General features: G+C 35.2%; 16 protein-coding genes and 4 tRNA genes. 9 read left to right on the top strand and 11 right to left on the bottom strand.

The window, feature by feature from the left end; translation table 11 throughout:
• Positions 1 to 373: 373 nt before the first annotated feature.
• From GQS55_RS03395 to GQS55_RS03355, 9 genes are all read right to left on the bottom strand, one after another.
• A complete protein-coding gene (locus tag GQS55_RS03395; RefSeq protein WP_159817988.1) occupies positions 374 to 934 on the bottom strand; it encodes a PA14 domain-containing protein in 561 nt (186 codons plus the stop codon).
• Positions 931 to 2,445 (bottom strand): phospholipid carrier-dependent glycosyltransferase, encoded by a 1,515-nt coding sequence (locus tag GQS55_RS03390; RefSeq protein ID WP_159817986.1) that lies wholly within the window; start codon positions 2,443 to 2,445, stop codon positions 931 to 933. The genes GQS55_RS03395 and GQS55_RS03390 overlap by 4 nt, the downstream gene beginning before the upstream one ends.
• Positions 2,446 to 2,474: 29 nt before the next feature.
• The gene (locus GQS55_RS03385; RefSeq protein WP_159817984.1) at positions 2,475 to 3,461 is read right to left on the bottom strand and encodes a glycosyltransferase family 2 protein; all 987 of its coding nucleotides are present in this window, start codon (positions 3,459 to 3,461) and stop codon (positions 2,475 to 2,477) included.
• Positions 3,461 to 3,850 carry a GtrA family protein gene (locus GQS55_RS03380; protein WP_159817982.1) on the bottom strand — a complete coding sequence of 130 codons (390 nt, stop codon included), beginning with the start codon at positions 3,848 to 3,850 and terminating at the stop codon, positions 3,461 to 3,463. Before GQS55_RS03380 ends, GQS55_RS03385 begins: the two co-directional genes overlap by 1 nt.
• Positions 3,851 to 3,986: 136 nt before the next feature.
• The gene (locus tag GQS55_RS19765; protein ID WP_201294556.1) at positions 3,987 to 5,210 is read right to left on the bottom strand and encodes a hypothetical protein; all 1,224 of its coding nucleotides are present in this window, start codon (positions 5,208 to 5,210) and stop codon (positions 3,987 to 3,989) included.
• Positions 5,211 to 5,769: 559 nt separating this feature from the next.
• Positions 5,770 to 5,845 (bottom strand) — tRNA-Phe (locus tag GQS55_RS03370).
• 111 nt (positions 5,846 to 5,956) lie between these two features.
• Positions 5,957 to 6,280 (bottom strand): DUF1289 domain-containing protein, encoded by a 324-nt coding sequence (locus GQS55_RS03365; RefSeq protein WP_159817980.1) that lies wholly within the window; start codon positions 6,278 to 6,280, stop codon positions 5,957 to 5,959.
• 47 nt (positions 6,281 to 6,327) lie between these two features.
• Positions 6,328 to 7,884: a SulP family inorganic anion transporter gene (locus tag GQS55_RS03360; RefSeq protein ID WP_159817978.1), complete on the bottom strand. Its 1,557-nt coding sequence runs from the start codon at positions 7,882 to 7,884 to the stop codon at positions 6,328 to 6,330.
• A 210-nt stretch (positions 7,885 to 8,094) separates the two neighbouring features.
• On the bottom strand, positions 8,095 to 9,645 hold the full coding sequence (locus GQS55_RS03355; protein WP_159817976.1) for a sensor histidine kinase: 1,551 nt from the start codon (positions 9,643 to 9,645) through the stop codon (positions 8,095 to 8,097).
• Positions 9,646 to 9,894: 249 nt separating this feature from the next.
• On the opposite strand from GQS55_RS03355, the gene GQS55_RS03350 reads away from it, so the two are divergent.
• The gene (locus GQS55_RS03350; RefSeq protein WP_159817974.1) at positions 9,895 to 10,251 is read left to right on the top strand and encodes a hypothetical protein; all 357 of its coding nucleotides are present in this window, start codon (positions 9,895 to 9,897) and stop codon (positions 10,249 to 10,251) included.
• Between the two features lie 9 nt (positions 10,252 to 10,260).
• On the opposite strand, the gene trmB is transcribed toward GQS55_RS03350, so the two are convergent.
• Both trmB and GQS55_RS03340 read right to left on the bottom strand, forming a co-directional pair.
• Entirely contained in the window at positions 10,261 to 10,983 is a 723-nt protein-coding gene (gene trmB, locus GQS55_RS03345) for a tRNA (guanosine(46)-N7)-methyltransferase TrmB (RefSeq protein ID WP_159817972.1), read from the bottom strand.
• A 166-nt stretch (positions 10,984 to 11,149) separates the two neighbouring features.
• Positions 11,150 to 11,488, bottom strand: a complete 339-nt coding sequence (locus GQS55_RS03340; protein ID WP_159817970.1) for a YggL family protein — start codon at positions 11,486 to 11,488, stop codon at positions 11,150 to 11,152.
• Between the two features lie 217 nt (positions 11,489 to 11,705).
• Between GQS55_RS03340 and mutY the strand changes: the two genes are divergently transcribed.
• The 8 genes from mutY to GQS55_RS03300 all read left to right on the top strand — a co-directional run bounded on the left by mutY (position 11,706) and on the right by GQS55_RS03300 (position 16,911).
• Entirely contained in the window at positions 11,706 to 12,827 is a 1,122-nt protein-coding gene (gene mutY / locus GQS55_RS03335) for an A/G-specific adenine glycosylase (RefSeq protein WP_159822511.1), read from the top strand.
• 66 nt (positions 12,828 to 12,893) lie between these two features.
• Positions 12,894 to 13,169, top strand: coding sequence for an oxidative damage protection protein (locus GQS55_RS03330; protein WP_159817968.1), 276 nt, complete (start codon positions 12,894 to 12,896; stop codon positions 13,167 to 13,169).
• A gap of 343 nt (positions 13,170 to 13,512) precedes the next feature.
• Positions 13,513 to 13,588 (top strand) — tRNA-Phe (locus GQS55_RS03325).
• Between the two features lie 104 nt (positions 13,589 to 13,692).
• Positions 13,693 to 13,768: transfer RNA gene (locus GQS55_RS03320), tRNA-Thr, on the top strand.
• Between the two features lie 170 nt (positions 13,769 to 13,938).
• Positions 13,939 to 14,014, top strand: a tRNA-Thr gene (locus tag GQS55_RS03315).
• 529 nt (positions 14,015 to 14,543) lie between these two features.
• Entirely contained in the window at positions 14,544 to 15,023 is a 480-nt protein-coding gene (locus GQS55_RS03310; protein ID WP_159817966.1) for a Fur family transcriptional regulator, read from the top strand.
• 35 nt (positions 15,024 to 15,058) lie between these two features.
• On the top strand, positions 15,059 to 15,454 hold the full coding sequence (locus GQS55_RS03305; protein WP_159817964.1) for a MerC domain-containing protein: 396 nt from the start codon (positions 15,059 to 15,061) through the stop codon (positions 15,452 to 15,454).
• 284 nt (positions 15,455 to 15,738) lie between these two features.
• Entirely contained in the window at positions 15,739 to 16,911 is a 1,173-nt protein-coding gene (locus GQS55_RS03300) for a serine hydrolase domain-containing protein (RefSeq protein WP_159817962.1), read from the top strand.
• Positions 16,912 to 17,043 lie beyond the last annotated feature (132 nt).

Raw genomic sequence — 17,043 nt, 5'->3', positions numbered from 1 at the left:
GACAATGCAGACGGTACAGGCCGTACCTTATTAGACACTGCAGGAGCACATTGTCCTGACGCATATTGTCCTGTTCGCGCGGATTTGGTTTTAAAATGTAGGTTAGAAATTATTCTGACAAAAAATCAAAGTCATTTCAAATAAAATGGGGCAATGAATTACCCCCTACATCGATAGTGAAGCGCCTCGGTGGTGAAAATCAAGAACATTAACCACAGAGAACACCGAGGCGCTTCGCTACACTTATAAAAAATTAAACGTCAATTTGGTTTCTCTAAAGCATAGCGCCTCTTAAACTCTTTGTGCATAAAACCTTTAAACCAATATGCACAATGAGAAGAAAATGAGAGTAAATGAGTAAAAATTAATTCGATTAATGATTTTGACGGTTAAATGATAGGTTATTGCTATCTAAACCCACAGGTTGAAACTGATGTTCTTTTATATCCTTGTAAAGAGCTACTAAACCAACATTACCATAACCTTGAAAATAATTGAGTTTAAAATCGTGAGCACCTGCTTTTAGCTCTACACTACACATACTTTTGGTTAGTGGGCGATCATTGGCATGCTGACAAATCAATTTATTATCAATATATAAAGCAAAGCCATCGTCTGATGAAATGCTAAATTGATAAACCGCGCTATCTTTAGTAGTAAACGAGCTATTAAAATCAATAAAGTAGTGTTCTTTATAACCAATATTTCCATGTGCATGATGATATAAATGATTTCCATTTGCTTGGAAACTTATCTGATCTAAGTAATATTCTTTACTTTTACTAATATTTCTTTCTTGGTGTACTGATTTTATTTCATCTTTATTTTTCAATACGGTAACGGCTATTGTTTCGCTTAATTCAACTAATGAAGTTTGCAGATAAATTGCAACTGCCATAGTCAGTAAGATAAATGTCATTATATAGTTTTTCATTTTTGGGTAACCGAATGAAGTTGCCAAAAATCAAACCACTGCCTTAATTGAAATTCTTGCTCAGTTAAAGGCAGATAATAAGTAAAAGGCGAAAAATGTATAAAAGAAGCAATAACTAAAGCTGTAAATATTAATAAATTAATATAACTATGCTTAGGCTGTTTAATTAATTCATCACTAAAAATATAACTGAAAATTAACGGTAAATTAATTAAAGCAAACATTAAGGGAATAAAGTAATGATACAAATACATCACCCGATCTATTTGTATTATTGCAATCATGTAACTTACATAAAGTGTGCTAAATACCGTTATCCACCAAAACAAAGATTCGTCTTTAACTGGGGCATTGTAGACGAAACGGCCTATAAGTAAGCTGACACTCAATAAAACTCCTATACCTGAAGTAATCCATACTAACGGATTACTTTGTAAATACAGGTAACTTGCTTGCTGTTTCCCGTCAATGGTTTCTTTATCCCAACGATAATTAATCGTTTTAGTACCAAGTGGCCAACCAACAGCTAAACTGCCATTTTCACCGTCTTTACAAATGTCTAACGTAGGTACGCCATCAGCATATTCACTCATAAATTTTAAGTTATCTTTTAGCGCCACAATAAAAGCGGTAGGACTATATATATCGCCTTGAGTAATAAGTTCTTGGTACGCTGGTGAGGCTTTATAGGTTTGATTATTTTCAATTTTACTCCCGCTTACAATATGGGCATACATGAAGAGTAAAAATACCATAGCGATTGATAATATACTTAATGGTGCTGTTACCACTAAACGGTTCAATACTTGGCTTATTTTTTTATTTTTAATTGCTTCCTTCTGTTCATAGAAAAATAGAAAGGCTAACAATAGTAATAAAATTGCACCATTCACTTTAACAGAGATCACTAAAGCAATAAGACTGGCTAGTATTAAATAGGTTTTAAGCGTTATACGATTCTTTTTAATGGCTAACGTAAAGTAAAGAATGGCTGCCAACATAAAAAACAATTGTGTGCTTTCTAACATCGCACTACGCGCATGTACCACTAACGCATTATCAAAAAGTAAGAGTAAAGATGACAAGAAGGCAATATGACTATTGTTACTAATATTCATCACAATGAAAAAAAATAAAACGGCCGTTAATATCATTAATATTACTGGTACAAGTCGATAGCCAGTAAAAGATAAATTTTTCGGCTTCATGCCGTTTTGTAAATAGTCAGTTTTTAGTAAATTTTTCGTATCAACATTTTGGTTAGCTTGCGTGATATATTCACCCAAAGCTAATAACATTTTACCTAGTGGTGGATGAGGTTCCATAAACATAACCCCATCAATATATTTTTGTGCCGAAGCAATATGATAGTTTTCGTCCCAAAACAATTCAGCCGGTTGATTATAACCAGGAGAAACAGTAGTAGTGCCCAATAGCAAAATAAGCAATACATACAAACCAATGTTGTATTGCTTTACATAGTCAATAAGTGAGTTCTTAGGTAATTTCATTCTAAATATTAGTGGTAATTTTTGGTTAATTATTTATAGGTTTTTTTTTCGATGATATATTTAGGGCGTGCTTTTGTTTCGGTAAATATTTTAGCAATATACTCACCAATAATACCGAGACTAATTAATTGAACACCACCTATGAATAAAATAGGTAATAAAATTGATGACCAACCAGGAATTGCACTTTGTGTAAATATTTTCAAATATAATACCCAAAACGTTAAACTCAGCGATATTAAGCTAACAATAAGCCCCATCGAAGTAATTAAGCGTAACGGCATTACTGAAAAAGAAGTAACGCCTTCCCAAGCCAACTTCAACATTTTAGAGACCGGGTATTTAGTTTCACCTGCTTGTCTGGCTAGGCGGCTATAACTAACAATAGATGATCTAAAGCCAAGCTGTGGTATTAAGCCACGGAGAAAAACATTACTTTCTGGGAATTCTCTTAAACTATTAATTGCTCGTTTAGACATTAAACGAAAATCAGCATGGTTATAGACAATTTCAACGCCCATTTTGTCTAATAATGAATAATAACTTTCAGCGGTAAGCCTTTTAAACTTACTATCGGTATCGCGTGTTGAACGCACGCCATAAACAATATCGTCGCCTGAGCCGTAGCGGTCAACCATTTGGTCGATAACATCAGTATCATCTTGTAGATCAGCATCAATTGAAATAACCATATCTTCATTGGTTGAGAATAAGCCTGCCAGTAAAGCCAATTGATGACCTTTGTTTCTTGACAATTTTATCCCTCTGATTAATTGATGATTACAGCTAAAATCATCAATTAATGCCCAAGTATTGTCAGAGCTACCGTCATCAACGAAATAAATATAAGAGTGTTCATTAATTTTATGACTCTCTATTAATTGCGCAAGTTTTGCTGATAATACGTCAACAGTAAGCTTTAGTACTTCCTCTTCATTAAAACAAGGAACGACAATAGCTAAAGAAGGTAATGTGGAAACAGAAGTTGATGCTAGATCAGGAGAGTTGTTTATCATTATGATGTTTTAAAGGTCCAATATTTACTTAGCATAAAGTTCTGCATTAATACTAAAACCGTAGCCACTATTTGAGTAAAAATATAAGGTAACATGAAGTGATTAAAGACAAAATAGAATATTACTGTATTTGCTAAAAAACCAAGTAAAACCATAAAAATAAACTTAGCTAAGGTGGTTGCATGGTTATTATTCACTTGAAAAGTAAAATGATAATTTAGAAAATAGCTTACAACAGCACTTAGAATATAGGCTATAGCTGAAGCAGTAACCGCATAAACTGAAGCAAGCTCTACCAAAATGAACAATAAAACATATTGAACAGAAGTACAAATTAAGCCAACAAAAATAAATTTTGTAAATTCTTGCCTGATTTTTTCGTTACTCATATATTTTTACTTTTGAAATGTCATCAATTAAAGAGAAATGCGTTCTTCAATTTCATGTGTTCAAATATTAATTGTTTAAATAAAATAAAACCGCTAAGAAGCGGTTTTATTATACTTTACTTAAAGGGAGCTAGTGCTATGCACCACCACCGCCTGAGCCACCAGTGCCAGAACCAGAACCTGAGCCAGAACCAGAACCTGAGCCTGTTGAACTAGAGCTGCTTGAGCTTGGAACACTTGAGCTTGAACTGCTTGAGCTTGAACTGCTTGAGCTTGAACTGCTTGAGCTTGAACTGCTTGAGCTAGAGCTGCTTGAGCTTGGAACACTTGAGCTAGAGCTGCTTGAGCTAGAACTTGAGTCGCCACCATTATTTTCTATAACAGCATTCTCCAACGCGCCAACATCAATTGTGCCATTTGCAGCATCGTTAAGTAGATCAATGGCTTCTTGAGAAACATTAACTTCACCCGATATTGCTACCGCTTCTTGGGTAATTTCACCGTGGATTGCAATTAGTGCGTCAAGGGCTGCACTAATATCCTCACCATCTGTCGCTTCGACAATCAATGATATAGCGTCAATTAATTTACCAACATTGCTTATGTCAGCTGCAAAAGCTGCGTTGATTAGCGCAAGAAATGCGTCATGTGCTTCAATAATTTCATCAAAATTGCTAGAGAGAACTAAGTTAAGTAAATTAGCATCTTCAGGTAGTTCAATACCTAAAGCTTCTGCTGCAACTTTTGTTGCTAATAATGCAGCCTCTTTAAGTCCATCAGCATCTAAATTACCTTCGGCTATTTTAGCTCTTAATACTGCAACAGTTGTTGTAGTAAAAACATTCAATTGAATGTCATTTTCATTTGTAGCATTATCAGCAGGTTTTGCTATATATAAAACATTGGCTAATTCCAAACCTTCTAAATTAGCAGCAGGTACTATTTCACCCATAACAATAACATTGCCATCAGCATCTGAACCACACGTTACAGCATCACAAACCATAGTGGTATTGTCATTAGATACCGTTGTTATGGTATAAACACCATCAGCTTCAGGTGCAAAGCTGATATCGAATTTACCTTCACTATCAGTAACACCACGAGCAACCTCAGTACCAGCGGCATTTGTTATGATAACGTCAGCCCCCATCAATATCCCTTTTAGTGCTTGCCCAGTAACAACAGCAATACCTGCAGTGTCAGTAGGTGCGCTTGAACTACTAGAGCTTGAACTGCTAGAGCTTGAACTGCTAGAGCTTGAACTGTTAGAATTTGAACTTCCACCACAACTCGCAACCATTAATACTGTTCCTAAAACTATTGCGATAGGTGACTTTAAAAAACCTATATTATTCACTGTTATATTCCTTTTTAATATACTGATCATGAGGCATTCAATTCCCCCTAACCCAAAGTGCACTTAGTACCTAACGAATAAGTCAAAAGGTGTAAGTATTAGATTATAATATTATTATGGAATCTCACCCTTAAAGCAATAGCAAACTTACTATTAACTTATTTTTTTAACAGAAATTAAAAGAATTAACTAAACACCTACTTTCACGATCCGAATTTCACGATCCGAAATTTCAACCAAGAAAAACATAAAGTGTTGAATTTTTTGGTGTGTAAAAAATAGGTGGATTACTATGGTCTATCGGTATGGCACACGTTACGTTTTTATTAAATTTTGTATCAAAGCTTATCTTAGTGTAACGCTAATCACATTGACAAAATGATAACCAGAAAGTTTTCGATACACTTAAAGTACATATATAAGTACATGAAAGAACAATGACTTACCTAAGGAAATTAAGTATTTTCGCTAAAAACTCTTTCAACAAGTTCAGGACTAACGGGCACTACGTTCAGACTGAGCGTGAGGAACGAACAGTCGCAGCATAAGATTAAATAAATGGTGCCCCGACCCGGATTTGAACCAGGGACACGAGGATTTTCAATCCTCTGCTCTACCAACTGAGCTATCGGGGCATTATAGTTAAACATTGAAACAACTAGGTGCCTCAAAGGAGGCGTATAATAGCCATAATTATATAAGCTAGCAACCGTTTTCTTCTGTTCCTTAAATAAAACGGTTAATTACTATAGTTCAAAATCCCCAAAATCTAAATCAGTATCATGAAATGATGTCATTTTTTTAGGGGCATCTAATAATGAAGGCTGCTCTACTTGCAGTTGCTCTGACTCAGTTCTGACGATCTCAGCAACTTTCGGGGTGTCCTTATTTTTTAGACGTTTCTTCCGCTGAATACAACGTTTAATTACTTTTTTTTTGGTGTCATTATTAAGGTGAAGCCATTCTTTTCTTTCTTCACGCGTACGCATGCAGCCAAGGCAATAGCCCTTTTCATTCGATTGACATACTTCCACACAAGGACTTGGAATATCAAAGAACTCTAGCTGCATTTATTATATAACCTTAAATGAGAAACCTGACACTATCAAAAAATACCTTAGCCAAGTTTATCTGTTGCTATATGGTATTCAGGGTCTTCAATTACATTGACTTCCACTAAGTCTCCTGCCTTTTTTAACAATATTTTACACTCTTGACTTAAATGTTTTAAATGTACTTTTTTACCTTTGGCAATATAGCGTTCAGCTAAAGTATCGATTGCCTCTATTGCAGAATGGTCTGCAACACGAGAGCGTTTGAATTCAATGACGACATCATCGCTGTCTTGCTCAATGTCAAATTGCTCTAGAAAAGTAGAAACTGAACCAAAGAAAATTGGACCTATTACTTCATAAACTGTAGCACCTTGTTCGTCAGTACTTCGGTTAACCTTAATGCGTTTAGCATGCTCCCAAGCAAACACTAATGCCGAAACAATAACACCTACCACTACCGCTATTGCTAAATCAGTTGCAACAGTAACACCCGATACAAGTACGATAACGAAAGCATCGGCCTTAGGTACTTTTTTCAAAATACGGAAGCTTGACCACTCGAAAGTACCAATAACAACAATAAACATAACCCCAACTAAAGCAGCTAATGGGATCATTTCAATTAAGCCTGAAGCAAACAAAATAAAACCAAGTAAAGCAAGCGCAGCTGTTATACCTGAAGCTCGACCTCTACCGCCTGAATTTACATTAATCATCGATTGTCCAATCATGGCACAACCACCCATACCACCAAAGAAACCAGTTACCGTATTAGCAGCGCCCTGGGCAACACACTCTTTATTACCATGACCACGAGTTCCTGTTAACTCATCAATAAGTGTTAATGTCAGTAAAGACTCAATTAAACCGATAGCAGCAAGCACAAGTGCAAAAGGTAAGATAACTTTTAAAGTTTCAAAATCAAAAGGTACATTAGGAATAGAAAACTGTGGTAAACCGCCTGCAATCGAAGCGGTTGGGTCGTTGGTCATATCGCGAAGAAAATCAACAACTGTACGGGTATCAAGCCCTAAACTTTGTACTAATAAGGTAACAACAACAATGGCAACGAGTGAAGAAGGTATTGCTCTAGTTAATTTAGGTAGGAAGTGAATAATAGCCATAGTTAACAAAATTAACCCTGCCATAATCATCATTGGAGAGCCTTGTAACCACTCTAACTCACCTGCGCTATTTGTTACTTTAAATTGCCCAAGTTGTGCTAAGAAAATAACAATGGCTAAACCATTAACAAAACCGAGCATTACGGGATGTGGCACTAAACGAATAAACTTACCTAATTTAAATAGCCCCGCCAATATTTGCAGTAAACCGGTTAATACAACAGTAGCAAAAAGGTACTCAACCCCATGAATAGCTACTAAGCTAACCATAACAACAGCCATAGCACCTGTTGCCCCTGAAATCATTCCTGGTCGACCGCCAAATATAGCAGTAATTAAACCAACCATAAATGCAGCATATAGTCCCACTAAAGGCTCTACACCTGCAACAAAAGCAAAAGCGACTGCTTCCGGCACCAAAGCTAAAGCGACGGTAAAGCCCGACAAAACATCATTTCTCAGGTTTGACACTTTACTGGTATGTAATTCAAACATTTTTATCTCATTGGTTGTATTGAATACATTTATAAATGTATTCATGAAGTTAAGAACAGCGAAGACACCTAAAGCTAGCAAGTTTAGATATTTACAGAGTTTGTAGTTAGATTTAAGGCGCGAGAATACTATAGATCTAATGTAAAAAAGTCAATATCTGCTTGTTTTTAGAGCGATATTAGTTTCACTAAATACTGTAGTTATTATCGGTTAATCTTTGATTGGCACTTTCACTTTAAAGCTACTACCTTGATCAATTTCAAGTAGTTTAATCGTTCCACCTAATTTGGTGTTAACCAAATTAAAAACAATATTTAAGCCTAAACCTGAACCACCTTGCCCACGCTTTGTTGTGACAAAAGGATCGAATATGCGCTTTTCCAAGGTATCAGGTATTCCTTTGCCATTATCAGCATAAAGCAGCGTTAAGTAACCATTACTTTTAGTGAATTTTATCGCTATTTCGCCTTCAAGACGATCTTCAAAACCGTGAATATGTGAATTCATTAAAAAATTAGTTAATATTTGATTCCAAGCACTTGGGTAAGTTATTAAGCTAATGTCTTTATCGACCTCAATATTAATAGTATATTTTTTTTGTTTAAAGAGTGTTTTAACGGTATTTACCACGTCGTAAACATGCTGAGACAAGTTAATATTTACTTCTGGGTCGGTATGTTGTTCAACGGCCACCGACTTAAAACTACGAATGAGCTCTACTGATTTATTTAAGCTGCGTTCAATTATTTGCTCATATTCCATCAATAAATTTAATGTTTCGATCAGAAAAGTTTTTGTTAATTCTTGTGAGTTTACTGCTTCTTGCAAAGCTTCTACTTTTTCTTTAAGCGCGGTAATAGATGTTACACAAATCCCTAAAGGTGTATTCACTTCATGAGCAACCCCCGCAACTAACTGACCAAGTGAGGCCATTTTTTCAGATTGTACTAATTGATCTTGCGCCAATGTTAAATTGTCGAACGAGCTTTGTAACTGCTGATTACTTTGCTCTAATTTAGCCGTTCTATCATGAACTTTAACTTCTAACTCACCATTTAAGGCTAACAAAGCGTTTTCTGCATCTTCTAACTTGAATATTTCATCTTTAAGTTTAATGCGCATATCATTTATTGCATAAACAAGAGAATCTAATTCATCTTCTTTTTGTGGTCGATTTGACAGAATTAATTTTTTATCTAAGTTATAGCTCGCTAACTCTTGGGTATAGCGAGTAATTTGAACCAAGTGTTTAACAATGATTTTATTGACAATAATAATAATAAAGAAGGTGAGAATTAATATCTTAATAAACTCGGCCGTCAAGATAAATCCAGCTTGCTGCCATAAACGTTCGTAGATGTCTTTATAAGTTCCATATACTTGCAAACTACCTACATGTTGTCCTTCAAAATCAATTGGATATTCAACAAACTTTTTAACCGTGAAATCTCCGCTGCCCTGTTCATATAAATAATCAAAGTCATTTTTAACGATAACTAAACCTATATCAGGTAAATCAACAATCCCCTGTACTTGTTGAGCAACTAAGGGCTCATTAAAATCCCATAAACTAGTAGCCAGAGAAGGTATGTAACTTTTCTCTATATTATTAAAGCGCTGTTCTAATAACTCTATATCGTATTGAAAAGAAGAATAAAGTTGAACAATAGTTGAGAACACAGAAACTAGCGTACTGCATAATAATATATAAACTAATAACCGTTTGGTAAGTTTGTCATTGATTTTTACTGCTTTATTCATTAATGCTGCTCATTGACATGATTTTTCATCCATAACAATCAATTTAAGGTGTGTTAATAACAAAAGTCAATGTAAACAATTATAAATAATAGGATTAGAAGAGTAGAGAAGGGAATTAAATAATGAGTAACCAACAAAAAGAGTATTTTTAAAGAGAGTTTACAATCGTTCGAAGACAACTAAAATAATCAGATATTTTACGGTTAAAAGTTGTTACTATCCTCTCATAATTATTACACGAGAAAATAAATGCAAATTATAGCTGCACTTGCCCTAGCCTCAATGGTCTGGTTAATTTGGCAATTAATTAAAGCAAAGCGTTTCACACGCTTTAAACAAAAAATTGAGGACGAATTAAAAGAAAAAGTTATTGCGAGTATTATTGAGGAAATGGCGGAAAAACGTAGTGATATATTTCCGAATAACGATTGTCATCAAGCTGCAACGATATATTATTGGTGCCAATATAAAAGCCGCTTATTACATGCGGCTTTACAACGAGAAATAATTACAGAGCAATGGCTTAAAGATTCAGGTAATTTGCGCAATGCACAGCACTTGTTCTACGTTGAAAGTAAGTACTTACCGCCTAGAACAATTACCTAAATAAAAACCCTATACTTTAGAGTATTGTATATCCCAAACACCATGACCTAAACGATGACCACGGCTTTCAAATTTAGTTAGTGGTCTTGAATCTGGACGCGGCACATAATCATTAGTATCAGATAAGTTTTCATAGCCTTGGGCACTTTGCATATCCTCGAGCATACACTCTGCATAGTTTTCCCAGTCAGTCGCCATATGAAAAACACCACCAACTTTAAGCTTTTTACGAATAGCTTCAACAAAGTCGGCTTGAACGATACGGCGTTTATGGTGCTTCTTTTTATGCCATGGATCAGGGAAAAACAATTGTACGGTTGTTAAAACACCATCAGGAATACAATCAGCTAATACTTCAATCGCATCATGCTCATAAACCTTTAAGTTAGTAACACCTTCTTCAATTGCCGAAGCAATACAAGCACCAACACCAGGTTTGTGAACCTCAACACCAATAAAGTTTAACTCTGGTGCAGCTTTAGCCATTTCTACTAAAGACTTGCCCATACCAAAACCAATTTCTAAAACAATAGGATTGTCATTAGCAAATAAGTTTTGCACATCAATAATACCATTGCTATGGTTTAATCCCATATCTTGCCAATGGTTATCAATAGCGCGTTCTTGGTTTTTGGTTAAACGACCTTCGCGTTTAACAAAGCTACGAACTTTACGAATGTACTTACCTTCTTGCTCGGCTTGTTCTATGGTTTTATGTATCTTTTCAGTCATTTTAATTTCTATCTAATTTTCTTGTAATTACAGGTAGAACTTACAAGTGTATAAGCCTTTTTGAGTGAATTTATAGCCTTTTATACAAGGTAAATAAACGACGGAATAGTTATTTATATTTCGAGTTTATTTAACGCAGTAGAAATGACTAGAAAATGCTCAAAAATTATTCAGCCCACCACACATCATATAAATCACTCACTGCTACTGCAGTAGCGCCGTTATCAGTTAACCATTTTTCTACAGCTGCTCTATGTTCATCTGTACATGAACCTAGTTTTTGTGTACAAATTAGACCGTGCCATAACGTATCGCCTTCACCACCAAAACCTAATCCGTTTGGTTGAATCACTTCATTAAAGAATTTATCAATAAAAGCATCAAGTTCATCGCTAGTTATGCCTTCATTTAACTTCCAAGCAACGTCGAAACCTAATTCTTTAAACTCGTCAACTCTCAATTTTTTACGTACACGCTGACTTCGGTTCTTTGCATCAACTTTCATGGCATAGCCTTATAATAATAGTTACTAAAAATAATTACCGCTATTATACAGATTTCACCCCGTGCAATAAAACTAATTTATCCAACTCTAACTTTCTTTACTAACAAACTCTTTTGAGTCAGCTAAAATAATTAGTTACACTGCGCCTACATACTTAAAAGTGAAGCTTATAACCATTAATACTCCAATTTCCACTCCCCCAAAGAAAGATGTAAATATATCAACAACATCAGCTAAGCAGTTTGCAGCTCAAGTAGTTAATTGGTATCACCATCAAGGCAGAAAACACTTACCGTGGCAACAAAATAAAACGCCATACAGTGTTTGGGTGTCTGAAATAATGCTACAACAAACCCAAGTAGCAACGGTTATTCCATATTACCAACGCTTTATGGAAAGTTTCCCCACGATAACTAGCTTGGCTAATGCCGATGAAGATAATGTTTTACATCATTGGACAGGTTTAGGCTATTACGCAAGAGCCCGTAATTTACATAAAGCAGCCAAACTTATCGTTAGTGAACATAAAGGTATTTTTCCTGAAGATATAGAACAGGTAATTGCTCTTCCTGGTATAGGGCGCTCAACCGCAGGTGCAATTTTAAGTTTATCGTTAAATCAATACCACCCAATTCTTGATGGTAATGTAAAGCGTGTATTAGCACGAAACTATTTAGTAGAAGGCCACAATGGTTTAGCTAAATTTGACAAAGCACTCTGGCAATTAAGTGAAATTTTAACTCCCGCTACCGACACTGGCTTTTATACCCAAGCCATGATGGATTTAGGAGCAACAGTATGTACTCGAAGTAAACCAACTTGTGAAATTTGTCCAGTAAAAACAAGTTGCTTGGCAATGGCGAGTACTTTACAAACTGAATTTCCTCAAAAGAAACCAAAGAAGAAGATCCCTGAAAAAAATACCATTATGGTAATTCCTAGAATAACAACGCCAACAAGCGACAACGTATTAATGGAAAAACGACCTCCAGTGGGTATTTGGGGAGGATTATGGTGCTTTTATGAAGTAAGTGACAAAGATGAAATTAACAGCTTATTGCAATCACTAGGTTTACAAGCCACAACGGCAGACAACTCATGGCAAGAGTTGGTCACCTTTAGACATACCTTTAGTCACTTTCATTTAGATATTTCACCTATTATTATTGACTGTATTCAAACAGCAACCGATTCTCATGCAGAGTTAAATAATCCAGAAATTAATACTCAAGAAGTTAGCGAACCCAGAAAACAAAAATGGTATGATTTACACAGCGAAGCTAGCGTAGGTCTAGCTGCCTCAACAAAAAAACTTATTGGCTTACTTCAAAAGAATTAACGTTACACAGATAATGCCAATAATAAAATCAAAGTCACGAACACATTAAACCAATAAGAGAGAATTATGAGCCGCACAGTTTTTTGTCAAAACCTAAAGAAAGACGCAGAAGGTCTTGGATTTCAGCTATACCCAGGTGAAGTGGGTAAACGTATTTTTGATAATATCTCTAAAGAAGCTTGGGGGCATTGGCAAAAGAAGCAAACGATGCTTATTAATGAAAAGAAAATGAATATGATGAATGTTGACGATCGCAAATTTTTAGAAAGTGCGATGGTTGCCTATTTATTTGACGGTATAGAACCAGATATCGAAGGCTATGTTCCTCCTTCATCAAAATAACAATACTCTTTAGTACCTTTGCAACATTATACCTTTGTTACATTATCAACAATAAATGAAGTTAAGAATCATTGGTAATGATTAAACTGAAACGTAATTAACATTTTCAGCTTGAAAATAGACAAGACTATTCGTTTAATAAATTCATTACCATATTCATTTTAACAGACAAGTTATCAATAAAAAGCCGTTATAATAGTTAAATAAACAGCAGTAAGCATAAAAAAACAGCAAACAAACCTTTTTAATGAAAAACTTATGAAATAACAGTTGACGAACAAAGAGAAAAACAGTCTAATAGCGCTCGTCTTAACGAGGTAACGAAAACACTTCGAAAAGCAATGCCCCGATAGCTCAGTTGGTAGAGCAGAGGATTGAAAATCCTCGTGTCCCTGGTTCAAATCCGGGTCGGGGCACCATTTACAGAGATGGTGCTCAATTATTATTTTTAATAATATTAAGTATTATTTCGGTGCCAAAGTATTACCTTTGTAAATTAGTAATACTGCACACAGCTTTGTGTGCCGACTTAGCTCAGTTGGTAGAGCAACTGACTTGTAATCAGTAGGTCGCCAGTTCGACTCCGGCAGTCGGCACCATTTATAACAAAGCCTCAGCATATGTGTTGAGGCTTTTTTATTTAGCAATACCAATTCGTTGATTTATAATCACCGAAGTTTAATTTTTAATTGAATCAATTAGTTTCATATTGGTTCGGTGCCAAGATAGTTAGTTCAATAGAATATAATTATCGCACACGTTTTCGTGTGCCGACTTAGCTCAGTTGGTAGAGCAACTGACTTGTAATCAGTAGGTCGCCAGTTCGACTCCGGCAGTCGGCACCATTCATTCCGAAAGGAAGAAACGAAACCTTAACAGCAATGTTAAGGTTTTTTTTCGTCCCAAGAAAAGTAAAACCACCCTCTGATAAATTCAGTAACTCTTAACGTGCAGCAGTTCGACTCCGGCAGACGGCACCATTTATAACGAAGCCTCAACAGCAATGTTGAGGCTTTTTTATTTCTATTAAAAATTACCCTATTGATCTGTAATCAGCAAACTGGCCTACTGATGAAATCAGTAGCTGGCCTGAAAAAGCTAATGAACCTGCACTTTTTAACAAACAATCGTCTGTTTAACATAGTATTATTGTTCTCGTCATATCGAAGATTATGCAATCCCATTAAATATAAAATGTTCTGAAAGGTTTTTCTTTTACTTACTGATATGTTATAACATATCAGTAAGGTTTGATTTAATGACACCTACTAAAACATTGTTTAATTTTAAACATAAAACTTACGCTATATGACTTGGCTATTATCAACACTACTCTGTAAGTCTTGACGCAAACAATACAAGGATAAGATTTCATTGAATCAAGATATTCAAATACAAGCCAGCTTAAAATTAGCAGAAAAAGTCTGTAAGCAACAAGCTTTTCTATTAACTAAAAAGCGTCGTCAAGTTTTAACACTCTTGTTAATCACTAACAAAGCACTCTCTGCCTATGAGCTGATTGGAGCATTTAAAACTCACTTTAATGAAGTGTTGTTGCCTATGACAGCTTATCGAACTTTAGAGTTTCTAGAGAGAATGCAATTAGCGCATCGACTTAACATCGCCAATAAATACGTAGCGTGTGCTCATATTGGTTGCAAGTCTTCCCATGAGTTACCGTATTTTTTAATTTGTAAGAAGTGCTTACGTGTTGATGAATTAAACAATAATACCAGTAATAACTTAAGCGATTTAACAGATAAAGCGGAAAAAACTGGCTATCAATTATCATCACCACAAATTGAATTAAACGGTACCTGTAATACTTGTCTTTCAGCACATAATAATTGCTAAAAGCAATTCTACTTTTAAATATATAGGTTATAAAAATGAAAACTGTCTCTGCCTCCTTAGATAAATCTGCGATTACTTTATCTGCATTATGTTTGGCACATTGCCTTTTACTTCCTTTGATAACAGTTTTGTTGCCAACGGTAATTGCTACCACGATGGATCAAGAAATATTTCATACATTAATGGTTATTTGTGTACTACCAATAAGTATTTACGCACTGACGATGGGGTGTAAAAAACACAACAAAATGTCGATTGGATTATATGGTGGATTAGGGCTTTTTATCCTAGCTTCCGCACTACTCTTTGGTGAAAGTTACTTTGGTGAGGTGGGTGAAAAAGGATTAACCACTTTAGGTGCCATGGTCATCGCTTTTGCTCAAATTCAAAATTATAAGCTTTGCAAGAAGTTTGAAAATTGTTCATGTTAAGTGAGAATACTAATATGCAAAGCACACTGATAAAAGAAGCGACTATTATCTTTGAAGATCATGATATAATTTGAGATGAAAATATCGGTTTAGCTGCCAAGACAGTTAGATAAATAAAACATAATTATCGCAAACATTTTCGTGTGACCATTAAGCTCAATTGTTAGAACAACTGACTTGTAACCCTTAGTTCGACTCCGACAGTCGACACCATTCGCATCATGCCTCAGCAGAAATATTGAGGCTTTTTTATTTAAAAATTATTTCTATTAGAGGAGTTTGTATTGATTCGAGTATATTGTCTTTTTTTAACTTTTTTTATATCGTTTTCCTATGCCAATACCCTTCAGGGATTTAATAGGGAATTCTCAACACATGTTGCCGAGCAGCTGGAAAAATATAACATTCCTGGTGGCGCTTACGTTATTGTAAAAAATAATAAGATAGTTTCCTTAGAAACGTTTGGTCACGTTGATAAAACGAAATTACAAAAAGTTGATAGCAATACGGTATTTCGTTTAGCGTCGGTATCCAAAACTTTTGCTTCCACCATTACTACTATGCTGGCACAAGAGCATGTGCTTAACTTATCAGATCCCATCACTAAATATGTTCCCGACTTTTCTTTGGCTAAAGAAGGTGCCGCAGAAAAAATTCAATTGAAGCATATTCTTAGTCATTCGAGTGGTTTAATGCCTAATTCTTACGATAATTTACTCCATGAAAACTGGAGTATGGATAAAATTATTGGTCGCTTTGATCGCATTACCCCTATTTGCCAACCAGAAAAGTGTTATGGCTATCAAAATATCACTTTCGGATTATTGCAACCAGCTATTGAGATTAGCCAAAATAAAAGCTACTCCACTTTACTAACAGAAAGATTATTTTCCCCTTTAAAAATGGATAACAGCTCTATTGGTCTTAAGGCTTTTCAAGAACAGATAAATACTGCTAAACCTCATGTATTAAGAAAAACTATTTTAACCAACAAGAGAAACAAGCAAGGTAAGAGGCTAAAGCAATATATTTGGCGTACTGTAAATGTAGAGCCTGATTTTTATAAAGTGGCGCCTTCTGCAGGTGTTAACTCAAGTATTTCCGATTTAGCAAAATGGCTTATTGCAAATTTGGGCCATAATCCTGACATCTTATCGCCAGCACTGTTAAATGAAGTGACAACACCAAGGATAAAAACCAAAAAAGATCTACGTAGAAGATATTGGCGAGAGTACTTAACCGATGCTCATTACGGTTACGGGTGGCGTATTTATCAACTTCAGGAACAAAAAATTATCTATCATTCGGGTTGGGTAGAAGGCTTTCGGGCTGATATTGGTTACTCACCTGGATTAGACATAGGTTTTGCGATACTCATTAATGCCGAAGCTAATGTTATTAACCAAATATCTAGTGAGTTCTGGTCACAAACGCATCAGCTTCTTACCAAGTCGTAATAGCCGCTATTTAAGATGATAGCATTCAAGTAACATGAATTTTTTTCGCCTTATTACAACTAATTTCAGACAACAAGCCCGTTTAATCGAGTAAAAACAACCATATGTAAATAAAACATTACATTTAGCAGG

Origin of the sequence: Colwellia sp. 20A7 (assembly GCF_009832865.1) — a bacterium.
GTDB lineage: Bacteria > Pseudomonadota > Gammaproteobacteria > Enterobacterales > Alteromonadaceae > Colwellia.
The sequence above is the reverse complement of the archived record's forward strand: the minus strand, read 5'-3'. Positions and strand labels throughout refer to the sequence as shown.